Genomic DNA, 17,343 nt, shown 5'->3' with positions numbered 1-17,343 from the left:
AATCAAGTTTGCAAAATAGAAATTCTCTTGGATGGTACAACACACTTTTCCCCGACATGCGCACGATACGATGCCTGGCGGACTCCAGTGTTGCAATTTCAACTCGATGGCGGCAGGATTTTTGTGTACGTTTCTGCAACAATCCGACCCAGAATAGCATAGGTACGGTGGCTGTTAACGTACGCTGGGCCACGTTGCGCAAACTCGGCGGCGAGCCCGGGATCATCCAGCAGCCGTCTGACGGCGGCGGCAAAGGGCCCCGCCTCCATCGGCGCGCATAGGCCTGCCCGGCTCTCCTCGATCACCAGTTGCTGGTCCGGGATGTCATTCGCCACGCTGGGGATGCCCAGCGCCAGGTATTCCACCAGCTTGGTCGGCGAGGACACGTCGAACAGAGTACCGCGCGGGATCGGCGACAACCCGACCTCGGCCCGCACCGCATAGCCCAGGGCCACATGCTGGGGCAGCCAGCCGGTCAGCAGCACGTGCTGCCCAATGCCGCGGCGGGCGATCTCGGCGCGCATCCAGTCCATTTCGTCGTTCGAGGCGGCGTCGCCCGCGATCACCAGCAGCACATCGGGCACGTCCTGTTTCAGGACCTCGGCCACGTCCAGCAGGAAGTCGGAACGGCGCGCCTGGGCGATGCGGCCGAGGTAGAGGATCACGCGACGCCCGTCCAGCCGTGCATCCTCGACCGGCGCTACTTTGCCGCGATCGAACAGGCTAGCGTCCACGCCCATCGGCACGGCCGTCATGCGGCTGCGCTCGAAGCCCTTGCTTGCCAGCCAGTCCGCCATGGCTTCGCTCTGGACGAAGATATGGCGCGCGCCAGGCAGCACCAGGCGGTAGATGACGAAACGGGAGGCGGCAGCGCGCAGGGCATGGGCGAACCATATCAGGCCCTTGCCGCGGCTGCCGATCTCGTCGCGACGTACCTCGAAGCCTTCGACGATCGGGAAGGACATCCAGTAGATGAAAGGGACGCGCAGCACGGCGGCGGCCATCCGGCCCAGCAGGCCGGAGGCGATCTTGTCGCGCACCTGGATGCAGTCGGGCCGGCGGCGGCGCCGGGCCTGCAGCAGGCCACGCAGGTCCCACAGAGGCGACAGGATGGCGGCAAAGCGCGACTTCAGGCTGCCCACCGTGTGCATGCCGCCGGCCGGCCAGGGGGCATCGGCTTCGCTGCCGGACTGCCCCACCAGTTCGGTGTTGACGCCATAGCGCGGCATCTCGGCGCCGAACAGGGTCAGCACGTCGGCGCGCAGCGGCGGCAGCGGATCTCGGACGATGAAAGCAATGGACAGGGGCTTGCGCATACTGTTCGGTTCAATCATGGGCAAGCGATTCTAGCCCAGCGTTTTCCGCGCACGCTTCAGCGGCATGGCGCTAATGTGCGCTGCAACACATCCAGACTTAAAAAGAATACCTTGCCGGCCCCGCGTCAGCACAGCGAGGTGCGCAGCGCCGAAGCCTCGAAATAGATCTGGCGGATCACCGGATGCTCGGCGGCCACCGCCGCCTCGATCCGCGCGATCGCCTGCTCCACTTCGTCGATCGGCATGCCGCGCCGAAACTGGACCGAGGCCGCCAGCAGCACTTCCTCCGGCCCCATCTGCATGGTGCGCAGGCTGGCCACGCTGTCCAGCGCCGGCTCTCGCCGGAACAGCGCATACAGGGCAGCGAGCTGGTCGCGGTCGATGCTTTCGCCGACCAGCAGGCCGCCGGTCTCGCGCGCCAGCATGAAGGCAGCCGCGATCAGCAGCAGGCCGATCAGGATCGAGGCGATCGGGTCGGCATACGGATTGCCGAAGTACTGGCCGAGCGCGATGCCCAGCGCGGCAATGCCGAGGCCCAGCAGCGCCGCCGAGTCTTCGATGAAGACCGTGAACACCGAAGCATCCTTGCTGGCGCGCACGGTCTGCCAGAGCGAGGCGCCTGGTTTACGCACGGCGTTCAGGGCCTTGCGCGAGACGTTCCAGCTATAGCCCTCGAACAGGGCCGCGACCCCGAGCACGACATAGTTCCAGGTCGGGTCTTCCAGCGGCGGCGGGTTTTCCAGCGCATCGATGCCGTGGTAGATCGACAGCCCGCCGCCCAGCGAAAACACGGACAGGGCCACGATCAGGGCCCAGAAGTACAGCGACTTGCCGTAGCCGAAGGGATGCTTGCGGTCGGCGGGACGCGTGCTGCGGCGCTCGCCCAGCAGGAGCAGGAATTCGTTGCCGGTGTCGACGGCCGAGTGGATGCCTTCGGCCACCATCGCGGCGCTGCCGGTGATGCCGGCGACGATGAACTTGGCCGTGGCGATGCCGAGGTTGGCCACGATGGCGGCGTAGATGACTTTCTGCGAGCCGCTGCGCGACGTCGCCTCGGCGCTCACGTCGGCTTCGTGGACCGTGGCATCCACCGTTTTACTGTCGGGCATGGCGTCCTTCATGATTCCTCCGGATAGGAAGGCCAGCCTGATGCAGCCGGGAGAGACCGTCTGTGCGGGTGCGCACGCGCACCGGATGGTTCAGGCCGCGGCGCGGCTTTCCTTCCACTGCCGCAGGCGCGGCAGCAGCCCGGCACTGGCCTGGCTGTCGAGCTTGCGGCAGAAGTGGGCGTTGGAGGCGCGGATGCGCTCGAAGTCGGCGGCGTCCAGCACCTTCGGATTGCGTGCGCCCTGCTCCGGCCATTGCACGTAGCGGAAGTTATCGGACAGGACGCGCTCGGCAAAGCGCGAGTGCATGACCAGGGTCTGGAACAGCATCTCGTCCGGGCACTGGACGGTGCGCATGAAGCGCAGCAAGCGCGGATGGCTGTCCGCCAGGCGCAGCGCTTCAAGCAGGCAATCGCGCGACAAGGCCCACCAGGATGCCCCGCCGTGCGGCGCGAAGCCGTCCGGCATCCGGCGCCGCTGTCCCGTGAGGCGCAGCATGCGGTTGGCCAGGCCGCAGGCCAGGCGCTCCAGCTTCCCTCCCCCTTCGCGGTGGAAGAATTGGTAGCGAAAGCCCACGTTCCAGCCATCAGGCCGGATCGGCGCCGTCTCCAGCAGCTCATGGGCTTGCAAGCGCATGAGCTCGCGCTTGAGAAGCTCATTGGGCAGCAGCGGATAGTCCTGGGCGGACAGGAAGATCACCTTGTCGAAGTCAGGCTGCTCGCGCAGGATCTGGCGCAGCGAAACGAGAGTGGCCTGAACTTGCGAGAAGCCGCCCCAACGCACATCGATGCGCGGCGCAACTCGAATGGCGGAGGGATGCAGCGCGGCGGGATCGAGCGCGCTCTTGCGGTCGAGGTGGACGTAGACGATGAAATCGGGATCGCGCAGCGCTTCGACCAGAGCGTTCAATTGCTCGATGTCCTTGTGCGCACAGATCAGGAATACCTGCTTCATCGCCCTCCCCCAAAAGAAAAGTCCCCCGCAGCGCCTGGCCGCGGAGGACTTTTGCTGCGCGCCGAGTCTAGCACGGCACGCCCCGGGGATAGCGCCCGCTTAGTTGATGCTCACCGTCTGGCCGCCCACGGTCACGGTACGCACCGAGCCCGAGGTCGAGATGTTGACGGTCGGCTTCTTGCAGCCGACGTCGAGCAGCACCAGGTACTCGGCGGTGGTGTTGGCGTTGGCCTTCAAGTAGAAGGCGCCGTGGTCTTCCACCACGTTGGTCTTGGCGCCCGGTCCGATCCACTTGGCGAAGCTGGCGTTGCTGTTCAGCGAACGCACGCACAGCGACTGGCCGCCCGCTTCGACCTTCACGTTCTGGCCGTTCTCGACGCTCATGATGGCCGGGGTGTGCATGTTCCACTCATAGGTGCGGGCCACGGTGCTGGCCAGGCGGTCGCGCACCAGGACGGCGTTGCCGGCGTTGCGCAGATGCCAGACCTGGCGCTTGGCCATGGTCAGCTGGCCGCCATACGACGGGGTCGCGTCGCCTTCGGCATAGTCGTAGCTCGGCTGGGCGGTAAAGGCCGTGATCTTGCCGTTACGCTGCAGCTGCTCGCGGTAGCCGTTCACCATCTGGCCCTTGCCGCCGTCGAAGGTGATCGCGTTCTGCGAACGGGTCTGGTGGTACCAGTCGGTCCAGTATGGCGAACCGTACCAGTCGTACCAGCCGGCCTTGATCAGCAGCGGCTGGCCGGCGATCGACAGCAGCAGGCCGTTCTGGTCGCCGTGGCTGTGGTTGAACGAGCCATAGGGGCTGGACTTGAAGTAGGTCGAGGTGCGCGCGGTCGAACCGAGGTTGCTGTGCATCGCCACCCAGCCGACGGTCGGGTAGTAGGCAGAGTTCTGCGGCGCTTCCTGGTAAGTCGTGTAGGTCACCGGCAGCGGGTATTCGGCCTGCAGCAGCGACATGGCGTCTTCCATGCCGGTGGTGTTCTTCACGTACCAGGCGGCGCGCGGCGACCACATGCGCGAGGCAAAGGCACGGAACACGCGCGGGTCCGGCTTGGTCTCGGAGGCGTCGCCGAAGGCGTGGGTACGCGCGCCCGGCGGGGTGAATTCCATCGCGAAATCGAGGAAGCCCAGGGTCCAGGGCTTGCCGAAGAAGTTCACGCCACTGGCGTTGGTGAGCGGATCCCACAGCGCCAGCAGGTAGCCGGCCGCATATTCGGCGTAGGCGGTGCCGTTGGCGTAGCCGCCCTCCGGGCCGCCCCAGGGGTTCGGGCTGAGCGCATAGGCGCGGAACGAGAAGTCGAACCAGGTCTGGGCTTCCGGGATGTCGCCCAGGGTCAGGGTCGAGATCAGGACCAGGAACACCAGGCTGGTATTGCCGTGCGAGTCGAACGGGTACTGGTCGAGGCGGCCGTTGTCGCCGGCCAGGTTGTTGTAGATGACCGTGGTGCGGGCCTTGATCGAGGCCAGCCAGCGCGCCTTGCGGGTGCCGTCCAGCGAACTGCCCAGCAGGTCGATGGTCTTGGCCAGCCCCCAGGCGATCTGGCGGGTGGCCTGGTCCTGGTTCTCGTAGCTGGTCGGGCCGTAGGGGTTGAGCGCGGCCAGCTCGTCGCCGCGGCGCAGCGCTTCGGTCAGGAAGGCCGCGTCGCCGCGCAGGCGCCAGGTCAGCGCCGCCGCTTCCATCTGGCGGGTCGCTTCGTTGATACGCTGGCGCACGTCGGTCTGCTGGCTGGCCATGGCGGCGGTCAGCGGCGAGGTGATGACGATCGACCAGCGCGAGTCGCTCAGGGACGGCACAGCCGTGGTCTGGGCCTTGACTTCGTTGGCCAGGCGGCTCAGGTAGGGCTCGAGGGTGGTGCGCTTGGCATAGTTCCAGGTCGAGAACGGGGTCACCGACGAGGGCAGCGAGCGCGGACGGGCCTTCGAGAGGATACGGTTGCGCAGGGTCGCGTTGTCGGGCACTTCGAACACGGTCGAGCGGCTGGTGATCGAGAAGGTGCGCGGGCTCGACCATTCGCTGCTGCCTGCCGGGCGGACGCGCCAGGTGTAGTTGCCGAGGGCCATGGCCTTGGTCGGCAGGTACCAGTTGCGGTCGACAACGGCCTTGGTCGGGCTGCCGCCCACCGGGGTGATCTCGATCTCGTAGCTGGCCGGACCGGTGGCATGGCGGGCCCAGGTGAATGCGGGTGGGTTCTGCGCCTGCACCTGGTTCATTTCAGGCTTGGCCTGGACGACCAGGGGATCGGTCGACTGGACCCAGTCGGCACGTGCGCCTGCGCTCGCGAACAGCGAGGCGAAGGCAGCGGCCAGGAACAGGCTCTTCCGTTGAAATTGCATGTGGGTGCTCCAAGAAAAAAACTGGAATTCCGTGCGCCGTTCCGGGCTGTGCCCGCGGCTCGAGAAAGGTTTGCTGCGCTTGAAAAGCGACTTACTTGACAGGACTAATCCTACCCCAAAGTAAGTTGAACGCAGGCAAATTCCCCAAAGAAATCACCGATTTTTTGCTTGCTTTGCAGAAATCCCACGACAGAATTTCAACTTTTACAGGCCAATATTTTCAGGCTTTTAACGGTCGTAAACGGGCTGAAAAGACAAAACGGCAAAGCTGTCGGATTGCTATCGTTTCATGCAACCGGCACTGCGCGCGCCTCGGCCTGCAGCGCGCGCATGCGTTTCAGGTAGCGCAGGCAGTAAATACCGAAGGCCAGCGGCGCCTTGTCCATGTGGCGCCGGCGCACGTTGAATTCTTCCTGGCGCGCCTTGATGCGGTTGGCCGAGGACACGCTGCCCTCATGGTCGCGGAACACCGTCAGCGGCTGGTCGATCATGGCCGGGCGCGATACCGCACCCAGGCGCAGCCACAGGTCGATGTCCATCGCGTACTTGAGCTTTTCGTCGAAGCTGCCGACCCGCTCGAAGGCGGCCTTGCGGATGAACACGGCCGGATGCGGGATCGAGCTGCGCCCGGCCACGAAGGAGCGATAGGAAAAAGCCGGCATCGCATAAGGCGGCACCATCTTGCCGTTCTTCAGGACCTGGATATTGCCGTAGACCCAGTCGACCGGACGCCCCTGCGCCTGCGCTTCGTCGAACGTGCGCTTCACGGTGGCCAGCACGTCGGGGCCGTTGTAGTAGTCGTCCGAATGCAGGTGCGCGATGTATTCGCCGCGCGCCGCTTCGATCCCCTGGTTCATGGCGCGGCTGATGCCGCCGCCCACGTCGCGCAGCACCCGCTTGTTGCCGGGCCTGTCCTGCAGGTAGGCCGCGATCATTTCCAGGGTGCCGTCGGTGGAGCCGCCGTCGACGAAGATGTGTTCGTAGTCCTGGCAGGTCTGGGCCTGGACCGAGGCCAGGGTATCGGCCAGGGTGGCGGCGCTGTTCCAGGTGCAGGTGACGATGGAAAACGTCGGCTTGGCTGCGGAGAGGGTCGAAGGATTATTGTTCATAGAAGTCCACGATCTTGGGAATGGCCTGGTAAACGTCCATCCCGGCGGACGCCGGCAAGGGACGCGCTTGTGCCGGCCGCGCCAGTTCGTCGACTAGGTGCGTGACCAGCTCCGGCATCGACGTGGCCAGGCGCAGCTGGCCGGGATACGACTCGTAGACGGCAAGCTCGGGATTGCCGCCGCGCGCCAGCGCCAGGCAGGGCCGGCCCAGCGCCAGTGCTTCGAGGATGGTGGTGCCGCAGGGTTCTTCCCACACCGAGGGCACGACGCAGACATGGCTGGCGGCCGTGAGCGCCGCCACTTCCGTGTTTGGCTGCCAGCCGAGGAAGCGCACCTGCTCGCTCGCATACTCGGCTTCGAGGCGCGCGCGCAGCGGGCCGTCGCCGACCACCAGCACCTGCGCCTGCGGCGGCAGGCGGTCGCGCGCCGCAGCCAGGAACTCGGCGAAGCCCTTGCCGGTATCGATGCGGCCGGCCAGCAGTACCTGGCCCTGCTTTGGCGTGCCGCCGTTTTCCGCCAGGCGCGCCAGCTTGCGGTAGTTGATGAAGTTGTGGATCACGCGCGAGCGCGACAGGTCGGCGTGCGGCAGCGCGCGCAGGAACTGGCGGCGCAGGAAGTCCGACACGAAAATGGTCTTGTGGCGGGCGAAAGTGCGCTCGGTCTCGTCGCGGTAGCGCGCCACCGCATGGCCCGACAGCAGGCTGCGTACCGGTCCCGGCGCCGCATGGGCGCAGGCGGCGCAGGCACGCGGTGAAGTCTCGGTACACACGGCGTCGCCCTTGAAGCGCAGGTGGGTCACGCATTCGCTGCCCTGGTCGTGGCGGGTCTGCACGAAATTCAGCGCCGGGTCGACGTACAGCCCGGCCATGGGCAGGTGGCCGTGGTAGTGCACCACGTCGTAGTTGCCGATGGCAAGGGCATGCTCGGACAGCGCGCGCGCCACCTTCGCCGCGAACCAAGGCCGCTTGGCCGGATTGAAGAAGCCGAGCTGGGCTTCCTTCCAGCCCACCCGGCGAAAGTCGAAACCCGGAACGAAGCGCCCCTGGAAGCCGATCTCCTCGGCGCTCTTGGGGTGGGCGCGGTCGGAACGGCCCATGATGTCGACGTGGTGGCCATCTTCCATCAGGGCGTTCGACAGGGTGACGACATGCTTGGCCAGGCCGCCGAGCTGGGCGCCAGGCAAATCTTCCGAAACCATCAATATCCGCAAACTCAAGCTCCCTTCGCCTGCCAGCGCGACCAGCCCGACTTCAGGCGCGTCCACGCCATCAGGCGGTCGTCGCGCTCGACGACGAACAGCGCGCCGTGTACGCCCAGCAGCAGCACGGTCACGCTCAGAATGAACAGGAAATCCCAGGCCCCGCGGTCGAACAGCTGCTCGGCCGCCGTGGCGGCGACCGCCACCAGGGCGACGCCTGGTAGGCCCGGCGCATAGCCCTGGCCTACCAGGCGCGCGAGCGTGGTGGGCACGGTACGCCCGTGGACGTAGACCAGGAAGATCGCGGTGAAGACAAGCGAGGCCACCAGGTGGCCCCAGGCCGCGCCGTCGATCCCCCACCCCGCCACGCCGACGTAGACGATGGCGAGACCGGCCAGGGCGCGGGTGACGGCGAACAGGCCGGACACGCGCGGGTGGCCCATGCCGTCGTTCACCAGCGACGGCAGGCTGGTGAGCGAATCGACGAACTGCGACAGCGCCATCACCGCCAGCACCAGCGCACCGTTGCGGGCAAAGGCGTCGTTCATCCAGTAGCCGAGGATCTGGTGCGCAAAGACCGCCACCAGCACCAGGATCGCGGCGTTCAGGAACACCACGTAGCGGGTTGCCTTCAGGTAGACGCGGTCCAGGCGGGCATACTCGCCGCTGGCGGCCAGTGCGCTGGCGGCCGGGAAGAACACGCCGGACAGGCGGAAGGTCAGGCTCAGCACGCGGTTGGCGAGCGTGGCCGCCACCGTGAAGTAGGCCAGGCCGGTGACCCCGACCAGGGCGCCGATGATCAGCTTGTCGGCATGGGCATACGACAGCGTGGCAAAGCGCGACAGGAAGGAATAGGCGGAAAAGCCCAGCAGCGCATTGCGAAAGCTCGCCCCCGGCCAGCGCCAGCGCATGCCGGGCAGCAGGCGCCGGATCGCGCCCCACAGGATGCTGCAATGGATGGTGGAGGCCGCCACCCGCAACAGGATCACTTCGAACAGGCCATAGCCGAGCAGCAGCACGCCGACGGTGGCGAGCGGCACCAGGGTGCCGAACACCATCTCCAGGCGCGCCGAGATGTCGTAGCGCATCAGCGACTGCGGCACGCTGTTCAGGTAGCTCTGCAGCTGTCCGGCCAGGAAGCCGAGCGCCGCCAGCCGCAACGTGGCGGTGGCTTCCGGCACGAGCCCCGAGGGCACTGCGAACACGCCGCCCACCAGCGCCGGCGCACTAAAGTACAGGCCAAGCGCGCCCAGCACCCCGATGCCGGCGTAGGTGGCCAGGCCGAAGGAAATGGTCTCGAAGATCCGGTCCTCGTCCTTGCGCGCATTGTGCTCGGCGATGTACTTCACCGAGCCGGCGGTGACGTTGATGTCGATGACGGCGAAATAGCCGACGATGGCCGTCACCAGCGAATACACGCCATAGCCGGCGTCGCCCAGGCCCTTGACGACCAGCGGTACGGTGCCGAGCATCACCAGCGCGGGGATGGCGGCGCCCAGCAGGTTCGACCAGGCGTTACGGGCAAGACGCAGGTTCATCAGGCGGGCACCAGGTGGGGACGCGGCGGCATGAAGGGCTTCACCGCCGGTTTCGTCACGGGCGCCGCCTTGGCCACGGCCATCGCCAGGTAAGGCAGGGCGATGCAGACGGCCAGCATCTGGCTGGTGCGTACCTGCGGGAACGGCGTGCCGATCAGGAAGTCGGGAATCATGAAGGCCAGCCCCGCCACCCCGGCCGTGGCCAGGCCGAGCAGTTCAGGCGGCAATTGCTTGAGCGCGCGGCGCGCGAACAGGATGAAGGTGGCCAGGGTGCCGAACAGCAGGAAGGTGCCGACCAGGCCGCTCTTGAGCGCGATGTGCAGCACCCCGCTGTGCAGGAACAGGCCGCCGTCCGGGTTCTGCTGCCAGGAGATGTACTGATAGCCGGTGTAGCGGCCCCAGCTGCCGATACCGGTGATCGGATTGGCCAGGAAGTCGCCCAGGGCGAACTTCAGTTCGAGCACCCGTTCGCTCTCGGGCCCGAAGCGCTTGGACTGCATGTCGTAGACCAGGCTTCCCAGCCCTCCTCCCGCGCCCTTGGTCTGGGACAGGCGCTGCACCGCCACGTAGGCCAGGGCGGCGCCGACCACCGGCAGGCCGGCTGTCATCAGCTGCATGCGGCGCTTGAGCGGGAAACGCATCATGATCACCAGGAAGGCCAGCATGAAGCCGATCCAGGCGCTGCGGCGGTAGGACAGCAGGATGCACATCGCCGTCGATATCAGGGTCATCCACTCGATGGTGCGCCAGAACTTGGGGCGATCGGTCTTGACGGTCTGGAACAGGTGGACGGCGGCGATCGCGAAGGCGATGGTGCAGACCAGGCTGTCGTTGATGTCGAAGAAGGTCAGGCGGATCTTGATCGCGTTCAGGTTCGCGTAAACATTGTTCGGGTCGCCCCCGAAGGCGGCCCAGCGCACCAGCCCGAACAGCGAGCGGCACAGGCCGACGATCAGGATGAAGTGGGTCAGTTCCAGCACGTGCTCGCGGGTGCGGAAGGACAGCAGCATCAGCGAGATCAGCGGCGCCATCCAGACGATGTTGGAAAAGCCCTGCGGGGTCAGCGATTCGGCGACGCTGACATCGTTCACCAGGCCGACGCCGACGTGCGCGGCCAGTAGCACCGCCCAGCACCAGAACCAGGGCCGCAGATTACAGGCCGGGGTCGGGTAGCGCTGGAAGGTGGCGGCGACCCTGGCGCAGGCCCAGGCGCCGAGCACGTACCACAGCACCAGGCCGAACAGCAGCACGCCCGAGCCGCGGCTGTAGATGCTGCGGCTGGCGAAGATCGCCATGTTGCCGTAGCTGGTGGAGTTCATGCAGAAGTAGACCGCCAGGTAGGGATAGACCAGGAAGCGCGGCCACACCAGGCCGACGCCGATCCCCGCGACGGCCGCGATCGACAGGCCGATGATGAAGGCCCAGGGCAGCGAGTAATAGACGTAAGGGATGATGGCGTTCAGGTTCATCGAGCGTCCTTGCCTGCGTCCTCAGCCGCGCGCCGGCAGCTGTGACCCACCTCGGGGCTGCGCATGCGCCTGGACCGGGGCCGTCCCGGCCAGCCCGGCGCCGAGCAGGCGCGCGCGGTCGCGCGGCGCCATCACAGTCAGCATGTCGGTGACGAAGCGGTCCTGCACGCCGTAGGCCTGGGTGTCACTGGCCTGGATGGTCGAGACCCGCACCAGCATGCCATCCGGGATCTCGCCCGACAGGCCATAGGCCAGGCGGCGCAGCTTCTGCTGGATGCCGGCGCGCGCGGCGTGTTCGCCGATCGTGATCCAGTAGGTGATCGGCTCGTTGCGCTCGTGTAGGCGCGCCACCAGGCGCTTGACCGGCAGTTCGCCGAAGCGGGTCGGAAGATTGTCTTCCGCTTCCTTCTCCATCTGGAAACCCTGCGCCACGTAGCAGACCTCGGGCAAGTGCAACTGCAGCGACTTGCTCTGGTCGCCGCCATAGGCGATCGAGAGCATCACGCGCTGCCCCGCCCCGTTGATGTAGGTGCGCGACAGGGTCTGGTCATAGATCTTTTCCAGCACGCTCTGCTGTTCGGGATCGGGCTGGAGCGGCACCACCGAGGGGTCGATGCGCCAGTCGCCGAAGCGCTGGGGGATCATTTGCTCGAGGCTGAACTGTTCGTGGGCCTGCGGTACCCGCGCCTTGGGCGTCAGGGCGCCGGTCAGGGCCGAGGTGCCGGCCATGGCCAGGCCCAGCACCACGCTGATGGCGAAACGGCGGGTCATGTTGCCTCCTTCAGGGTGCCGCGACCTGGCGCGCTGCGGCGGCCACCGCCCGTGCCCGGGCCGCTGCCGCCGCTTTCGCGGCGCTTGATCCACCATTGCAGGCCGTTGTCGACCGCCAGAATCAGCAACAGCGCGGTGATGAACAGCACCATGCCGGCGAAGCCGTGCAGGAAGCCCTGGCCGGCGGCGTCGCCGAAGTAATAGGTGATCAGGGTCAGCGCGATCACGCGGATCACGTTGGCCGTGAACGAGATCGGGATGATCAGGATCGCCAGCGTGATGTTGCGGAAGGCCGAGGGGTGGCGCATCAGGTTCAGGTAGAACAGGCCGAGCGCTTCCAGCGTGAGCAGGGTCTGCAGGCCGGCGCAGGCGTCGGCCACCAGCAGCTGGTACTGGCCCATCTGCAGCACCACGCCCGAGCGCGAGATCGGGTAGCCCAGCGCGAACAGGATGTGCTCGGTCACCCAGGACACGGCCATCTTCATCGGCATCGTCACCGCCGCCACCAGCTCGCTCGGCAGCGGGATCAGGAACAGCATGAAGAAGAAGGGGAACCACAGGACGCGCAGTGCGCGGCTGCCGAACTTGAGCAGGATCACGGCCGCCATTACCACCACGATCGAGGCGACTTCGAACATCAGGATCTTCTGCGAGCGGCCCAGCAGGTGGAACATCAGGCCGATGGCCAGCACCGGCCAGCCGGCCCAGCTACCCGCCGGCGTCGGTCCGACGGCGGCATTGAGCTCCGGCCACTTGCGCCAGATCAGCCACAGGGCCAGGAAGAAGATGATCGGGCCATGTCCCTGCTCTTCGCCGATCCAGGCGCCGGTGAACAGGTCGTAGAAGGTGGGGCCGAGCAGGATTGCCAGGCCGGCATATACCGGCCACCATTCGGGCAGCGAACGCCGCAGGGCGTCGAGGGTGCCGGCCAGGGTCGGCGCGCTGTATTCCGGCATTGCCGCCTGGTTCTGGGCCGCCGTCGCCATCTCAGAACTCCACCACCACGGAGCCGACCACTTCGGCGCCGGATTCGGCCATCTGTTCGGCCATGCGGCTGACGTTGGCGATGCGCGTGCGGTGCTTGCAGGCCACCAGCAGCACGCCGCCGGCGCGTCCGGCCACGGCCAGCGCGTCGGCGCCGCTGGCGAAGGGCGGCAGGTCGTACAGTACCACGTCGTAGCGCGACTCGAGCTGGGTATTCAGATTGCGGAAGCCTTCGCGCGCCAGCAGTTCCTGCGGGTTCGGCGGCAGGGTCCCGGCGGGCATCAGGGACAGGTCGACAAAGGCCGGCACGCGCTGGATGACGTCGAGGTCGGCGCGGCCGGCCAGCAGGTCGGACAGGCCCTGGCGCGGCTTGACGCCGAACATTTCCTGCTGGCGCGGACTGCGCAGGTTGGCATCCACCAGCAGGGTCTGTTCGCCCAGCTGCGAGAACACCACCGCGAGATTCGCCGCGAACAGGCTGGAACCGTCTTCCGGGGTGACGCCGGCGATGGCCAGGGCGCGCCGGCCGCGTGCAAACCAGCGCAGCATCAGCTGGCTGCGGATCGCGCGCAGGGCTTCGACCTGCGGCGAGAACGGGTCGTAGGCCGCCACCAGCTTGGGCGACAGGTTGGCCTGCCCTTTCTGCAAATACGGATAGGAGAACTGGCGCGCCAGCACTTGCTGGATATCGTCCTCGCTGACCAGCCCCAGGCGCACGGCCGCTTCGCCGAAGCGGATCCCGAGATCCTTCTGCATGCGCAGCACGCGTTCCGCGCTCTCGGGCGTGAGCTTGCCGGAATCGAGCAGCAGCGCGCCCATGCTCGAGTCGAGCGGGGCACCGTTGTGGATCGCGCCCTCATGCGGTGCGCCGGTGGGCAATGCGGATAGCACGGATGAATTCATGGTCTGGTCCTATTCTTTTGGTTCGGAAGCGCCGCCCCGGGCGCACCTCGTGGGCGCGCCGGGGGCGTGCCTCAGTTCAGCCGCAGCAGGCGGCGCGGGGTCATCAGCGCGCGGATGCCGGCGGAGCGCGGGCGCTTCATGCGCCACTCGATGGTGCCGAGCACCGGGATGCCCAGCATGTCCTTGACGTCGCCCACGGAGCGCACCGGACGGTTCAGGAGTTCCAGCAGCAGGGCCAGGCCGACGCCGAGGATGGTGCCCAGCAGGATCGAGACCAGGGTGTTGAGCAGCACGCGCGGGCCTGCCGGCTCGGTCGGCGGCACCGCCGGGTTCAGGATCGAGATGTCGGACTGCTCGGACTGGGCCTCGATGCGGGTCTGCGAGAAGCGCTGGCTGGCGGAATCGAAGGCGCGCTGGGCGCTGTCGAGGTCCTTCAGCAGCACGCCGAGCTCGTCGCGGGTGCGGTTCAGCTCGAGCACGCGGGTCTTCTGGGCGGCCAGCTCGGCGCGCAGCTCGGACTCGCGCTGGCGGTAGATCTGGGCGTTGGAACCGACACTCTTCGACACGCTGCCCAGGGCGGCGTTCAGTTCGGCGCGCATCTTGCCCACTTCGGCCGAGGCCGACTGGTAGGCCGGGTGATTACGGCCGTAGCGCGAGGCCGCCTCGGCCAGCTTGGCTTCGCCGCTGGCCAGGCTCACGCGCAGGCTCTGGACCAGGGCGTTGTTGGCGACGTCGGGCGAACCGACGCCGTTGGCCATGCTGGCGCGCGAGCTCGCTTCCATGGCCTGGGTCTGGGCCGCCACCAGCTGGGCCGAGAGGTCGTTCAGGCGCGACAGCTCGACGTCGACGCGGTTGTTGTCGAGGCTGACGATGCCCTTCTCCTGCTGGTATTTCGACAGGCGCGCCTGCGCCGCTTCCAGGTTGTCGCGCAGCTGCTTGGTCTGTTCGTTGAAGTAGGCCGAGGCCTTCTTGGCCGGCTCGGTCTTGAGCTGGACAGCGATCTTCTGGTATTCGTCGGCGAAGGCGTTGGCGACCGCCGCCGCAAAGGCCGGGTCGGCGCCCTTGAAGCTGATCTCGACCACGCTCGATTCACGCGAAGGCATGATCTCGAGTTTCTTCAGCAGCAGGTCGGCGAGCCAGTCGCGCACCGAGCCCTTGCCTTCGCTCGCTTCGCGCCACTGGGCCTGCACGGCCGGGCTGGAGGCCAGGCGCAAGGAATCGACCACGCGCAGGGCCACGTTCTTGCTGCTGATGATGTCGATCTGGGTCGCCATATAGCCCGGCATCAGGTTGCCCGGCATGGTCAGACCGCTCACCGGGTCCACGCCCTTGTAGTTCAACAGCACGGATGCGGTTGCCTTGTAGGTCTTCTGCTGCACCAGGCTCCAGCCCAAAGCGAGCAGGACCGTGACCAGCAGGGTCGACAGGATGATCTTCTTCCTGGCAAGAAGAATCAGCAGGAATTGATGAACGTTCATGGCCTTACCTTTGCATCAGATGCCTTGACAGCGGGGTGGACAGAAACACGACGGGTACTACCTTGCTACAAAAACGGAAAACGAGGCGCGGCTGCAGCAGTACCGTAGGGTGGGCGGATTTCCGCCCACGCGGTCAAATCACGGTACTGCAGCCTGCGCGGCTATTCGTCATCCGACGATCACCGCGTGGGCGGAATCCGCCCACCCTACGTAAAACGAAAAACCTCAGAACCACGATTCACGCACCACGATGACGTCGTCGACCTGGACCGGATCGCTGGCCTTGACATCCATCGTCACCGGGTTGCCGCTGGCGTCCTTGCGGGTGATCTTCATGCCCTTGTTGCTGCCGCGCAGGCTCAGGCCGCCACCGGCCGAGACGGCCTGCTGGACGGTCATGCCGCGCTCGAGGCGGAACGGACCCGGGCGCTGGACTTCGCCGGTGACATAGGCACGCGGGGCGCGCTCGACGTAGATGATGTCGCCGCCGGCCACTTCGTAGTCCTTGTTCAGCTCGCCTTTGCGGACCATGTCGACCACGTCGATGGTCTCGCGCGTGGTGTTGCCGTTGCGGGTGCGCACCAGGCTGATGATGTCGCCGCCATCGCCATGGATGCCGCCCGCCATCGCCAGCAGGTCGAGCACCTTGCGGCGCCCTTCCACCGCATAGCGGCCCGGACGGTTCACATAGCCCAGCACCGAGACCTGCTGGCTGGCCAGCGTGGTCACCAGCATGTTGACCTGGGCTTTCTTGAGGTAGCCGCCCTTCTCCAGCATGTCACCGATCTTCTTTTCCGCGGCGGCCACCGACAGGCCACCCACCGCCACCTGGCCCAGCAACGGGAAGGTGATGTTGCCGCTTTCGCTGACCCGGGTTTCCAGCGACAGGTCGGGGCTGCCGTAGACCGACAGCTTGACCACGTCGCCCGGTCCCAGCAGCACTTCGGCGGCGCCTGCGACGCCCATGCTCAGCACCAGCGCAGCGGCCATCATCCACTTGACGAATCGTTTCATGATTGCTCCTTCACTCCTGTTGTTCGAATTGGTCGGGGACAGCGCTTACTTCAGGCCTGCGACGCCGCGGTCGAGCGCCGCCTTGTCGGCTGGCGCGCCGGTGTCAGCGGCCGGCGCGACCGAGTTCTGCGCGGCTGGGGCCACGCCGGCGGCATCGGCGCCGGCGACGGCTGTTGCAGCCGGGTCCGCTGCGCCAGCTGCCGGCACGGCTGCCGGCGCAGTTGCCGGGGCGTTCGGGTTCGGAGCGTAGTCCTTGTTCAGGTAGGCAATCTTGGCGGTGCCGCGCAGGCGCTGGATTTCGGCGGCGGCCGCTTCCTTCTGCTTCTTGTTCATCAGGTACTGGCCGATCTGCGGGCCGGCAATCGCCAGGGTGACGGGCGCATCGCGCACTTCGGCGATCGAGATCAGCATCGCGCGGTCGCCTTCCTTGACGGCGAACAGCTGGCCCTTGTCCATCGACAGCAGCTTGCTCGACAGCTGGGGATTCAGGTCGGCGGTGCTGCGGGTGACCTGGGCGCGGCCGTACTTGATGTTGCGGGCGTCGAGGAAGACGGCGACTTCTTCCAGCGACTTGGCCTTGTCGGCGGCGGCGCGCACTTCCGGGGTCAGGTCGTTCGCCGCCAGGATCAGTTCGTTCATGGCGAATTGCTTGCGGTTGGCGAAGAACTGCGGGTTCTTGTTGAAGTAGTCTTCCACTTCGGCTGGCGACGGACGCACCGGCTCGCCCAGGCGCTTCTGCATGTAGGCCTGGGCGATGATCAGCGAGCGGGCCCGTTCGATGGCCTGCATCACCTTTGGATCACGGTCGAGTTTTTCCTTGGCAGCCTCGCTTTCCAGCAGCTCGCGGTCGACCAGCGCCTGCAGGACCTGCTTGCCGGCCGCCTGCTGCTGCTGGCCCGACACGCCGAGGCGCTGCAGTTCTTCGTTCAGTTGCAGCACGGTGATTTCTTCGCCGTTGACGCTGGCCAGGGCCTGGCCCGGCTTCGATTCCTTGGGTGCTTCATCCTTGCTGCAAGCGGCCAGGCTTGCCGCGCACAGCACCAGCGCCGCCGCGGACAGCAGGCGCCGGGGGCTGGGGAAGGAAGTTTGGTTGGCTGCCAAATGGAAGGTTTTCAAGATAGTTTCCTCGACGTTGGTGAGCGGGAAATCCGCTTTTTTGTTCCTCTTGT

At 66.6% G+C, this 17,343-nt stretch carries 14 protein-coding genes; all 14 read right to left on the bottom strand.

Going from position 1 to position 17,343, the window contains the following annotated elements:
• Positions 1-98: 98 nt before the first annotated feature.
• Positions 99-1,334 carry a glycosyltransferase gene (locus LK539_RS08890; RefSeq protein ID WP_227800538.1) on the bottom strand — a complete coding sequence of 412 codons (1,236 nt, stop codon included), beginning with the start codon at positions 1,332-1,334 and terminating at the stop codon, positions 99-101.
• Positions 1,335-1,441: 107 nt separating this feature from the next.
• Complete coding sequence (locus tag LK539_RS08885) at positions 1,442-2,425, bottom strand: cation diffusion facilitator family transporter (RefSeq protein WP_227800537.1); 984 nt, start codon at positions 2,423-2,425, stop codon at positions 1,442-1,444.
• A 90-nt stretch (positions 2,426-2,515) separates the two neighbouring features.
• Positions 2,516-3,376 (bottom strand): beta-1,6-N-acetylglucosaminyltransferase, encoded by an 861-nt coding sequence (locus LK539_RS08880; protein ID WP_227800536.1) that lies wholly within the window; start codon positions 3,374-3,376, stop codon positions 2,516-2,518.
• A 99-nt stretch (positions 3,377-3,475) separates the two neighbouring features.
• Positions 3,476-5,710: a DUF4962 domain-containing protein gene (locus LK539_RS08875; RefSeq protein ID WP_227800535.1), complete on the bottom strand. Its 2,235-nt coding sequence runs from the start codon at positions 5,708-5,710 to the stop codon at positions 3,476-3,478.
• Positions 5,711-5,997: 287 nt separating this feature from the next.
• Complete coding sequence (locus tag LK539_RS08870) at positions 5,998-6,819, bottom strand: glycosyltransferase family 2 protein (RefSeq protein WP_227800534.1); 822 nt, start codon at positions 6,817-6,819, stop codon at positions 5,998-6,000.
• Complete coding sequence (locus LK539_RS08865; protein ID WP_227800533.1) at positions 6,809-8,017, bottom strand: glycosyltransferase family 4 protein; 1,209 nt, start codon at positions 8,015-8,017, stop codon at positions 6,809-6,811. The genes LK539_RS08870 and LK539_RS08865 overlap by 11 nt, the downstream gene beginning before the upstream one ends.
• 14 nt (positions 8,018-8,031) lie before the next feature.
• The gene (locus tag LK539_RS08860; RefSeq protein ID WP_227800532.1) at positions 8,032-9,555 is read right to left on the bottom strand and encodes an oligosaccharide flippase family protein; all 1,524 of its coding nucleotides are present in this window, start codon (positions 9,553-9,555) and stop codon (positions 8,032-8,034) included.
• Positions 9,555-11,024, bottom strand: coding sequence for an O-antigen ligase (locus LK539_RS08855; protein ID WP_227800531.1), 1,470 nt, complete (start codon positions 11,022-11,024; stop codon positions 9,555-9,557). The genes LK539_RS08860 and LK539_RS08855 overlap by 1 nt, the downstream gene beginning before the upstream one ends.
• Positions 11,025-11,045: 21 nt before the next feature.
• Entirely contained in the window at positions 11,046-11,795 is a 750-nt protein-coding gene (gene epsI, locus LK539_RS08850; RefSeq protein ID WP_227800530.1) for an exosortase-associated protein EpsI, B-type, read from the bottom strand.
• Positions 11,792-12,781: an exosortase B gene (xrtB, locus tag LK539_RS08845; protein ID WP_227800529.1), complete on the bottom strand. Its 990-nt coding sequence runs from the start codon at positions 12,779-12,781 to the stop codon at positions 11,792-11,794. The genes epsI and xrtB overlap by 4 nt, the downstream gene beginning before the upstream one ends.
• A gap of 1 nt (position 12,782) precedes the next feature.
• On the bottom strand, positions 12,783-13,682 hold the full coding sequence (gene epsG, locus LK539_RS08840; protein WP_227800528.1) for a chain length determinant protein tyrosine kinase EpsG: 900 nt from the start codon (positions 13,680-13,682) through the stop codon (positions 12,783-12,785).
• 71 nt (positions 13,683-13,753) lie between these two features.
• Positions 13,754-15,160 carry a chain length determinant protein EpsF gene (gene epsF, locus LK539_RS08835; RefSeq protein ID WP_227800527.1) on the bottom strand — a complete coding sequence of 469 codons (1,407 nt, stop codon included), beginning with the start codon at positions 15,158-15,160 and terminating at the stop codon, positions 13,754-13,756.
• 225 nt (positions 15,161-15,385) lie between these two features.
• Positions 15,386-16,174 carry a polysaccharide export protein EpsE gene (gene epsE / locus LK539_RS08830; RefSeq protein ID WP_227800526.1) on the bottom strand — a complete coding sequence of 263 codons (789 nt, stop codon included), beginning with the start codon at positions 16,172-16,174 and terminating at the stop codon, positions 15,386-15,388.
• A 45-nt stretch (positions 16,175-16,219) separates the two neighbouring features.
• Positions 16,220-17,290, bottom strand: a complete 1,071-nt coding sequence (locus tag LK539_RS08825; RefSeq protein ID WP_227800525.1) for an EpsD family peptidyl-prolyl cis-trans isomerase — start codon at positions 17,288-17,290, stop codon at positions 16,220-16,222.
• Positions 17,291-17,343 lie beyond the last annotated feature (53 nt).

The sequence above is a fragment of the Massilia sp. IC2-476 genome, assembly GCF_020707295.1.
Taxonomy (GTDB): Bacteria; Pseudomonadota; Gammaproteobacteria; order Burkholderiales; family Burkholderiaceae_D; genus Telluria.
The sequence above is the reverse complement of the archived record's forward strand: the minus strand, read 5'-3'. Positions and strand labels throughout refer to the sequence as shown.

Bases quoted from the DNA above. Each gene is read 5' to 3' on its own strand.
- LK539_RS08855 (WP_227800531.1), bottom strand. From the start codon at position 11,024: ATGAACCTGAACGCCATCATCCCTTACGTCTATTACTCGCTGCCCTGG.
- epsF (WP_227800527.1), bottom strand. From the start codon at position 15,160: ATGAACGTTCATCAATTCCTGCTGATTCTTCTTGCCAGGAAGAAGATC.
- LK539_RS08870 (WP_227800534.1), bottom strand. From the start codon at position 6,819: ATGAACAATAATCCTTCGACCCTCTCCGCAGCCAAGCCGACGTTTTCC.
- LK539_RS08885 (WP_227800537.1), bottom strand. From the start codon at position 2,425: ATGCCCGACAGTAAAACGGTGGATGCCACGGTCCACGAAGCCGACGTG.
- epsE (WP_227800526.1), bottom strand. From the start codon at position 16,174: ATGAAACGATTCGTCAAGTGGATGATGGCCGCTGCGCTGGTGCTGAGC.
- LK539_RS08865 (WP_227800533.1), bottom strand. From the start codon at position 8,017: ATGGTTTCGGAAGATTTGCCTGGCGCCCAGCTCGGCGGCCTGGCCAAG.
- LK539_RS08880 (WP_227800536.1), bottom strand. From the start codon at position 3,376: ATGAAGCAGGTATTCCTGATCTGTGCGCACAAGGACATCGAGCAATTG.
- epsI (WP_227800530.1), bottom strand. From the start codon at position 11,795: ATGACCCGCCGTTTCGCCATCAGCGTGGTGCTGGGCCTGGCCATGGCC.
- LK539_RS08875 (WP_227800535.1), bottom strand. From the start codon at position 5,710: ATGCAATTTCAACGGAAGAGCCTGTTCCTGGCCGCTGCCTTCGCCTCG.
- xrtB (WP_227800529.1), bottom strand. From the start codon at position 12,781: ATGGCGACGGCGGCCCAGAACCAGGCGGCAATGCCGGAATACAGCGCG.
- LK539_RS08890 (WP_227800538.1), bottom strand. From the start codon at position 1,334: ATGATTGAACCGAACAGTATGCGCAAGCCCCTGTCCATTGCTTTCATC.
- epsG (WP_227800528.1), bottom strand. From the start codon at position 13,682: ATGAATTCATCCGTGCTATCCGCATTGCCCACCGGCGCACCGCATGAG.
- LK539_RS08860 (WP_227800532.1), bottom strand. From the start codon at position 9,555: ATGAACCTGCGTCTTGCCCGTAACGCCTGGTCGAACCTGCTGGGCGCC.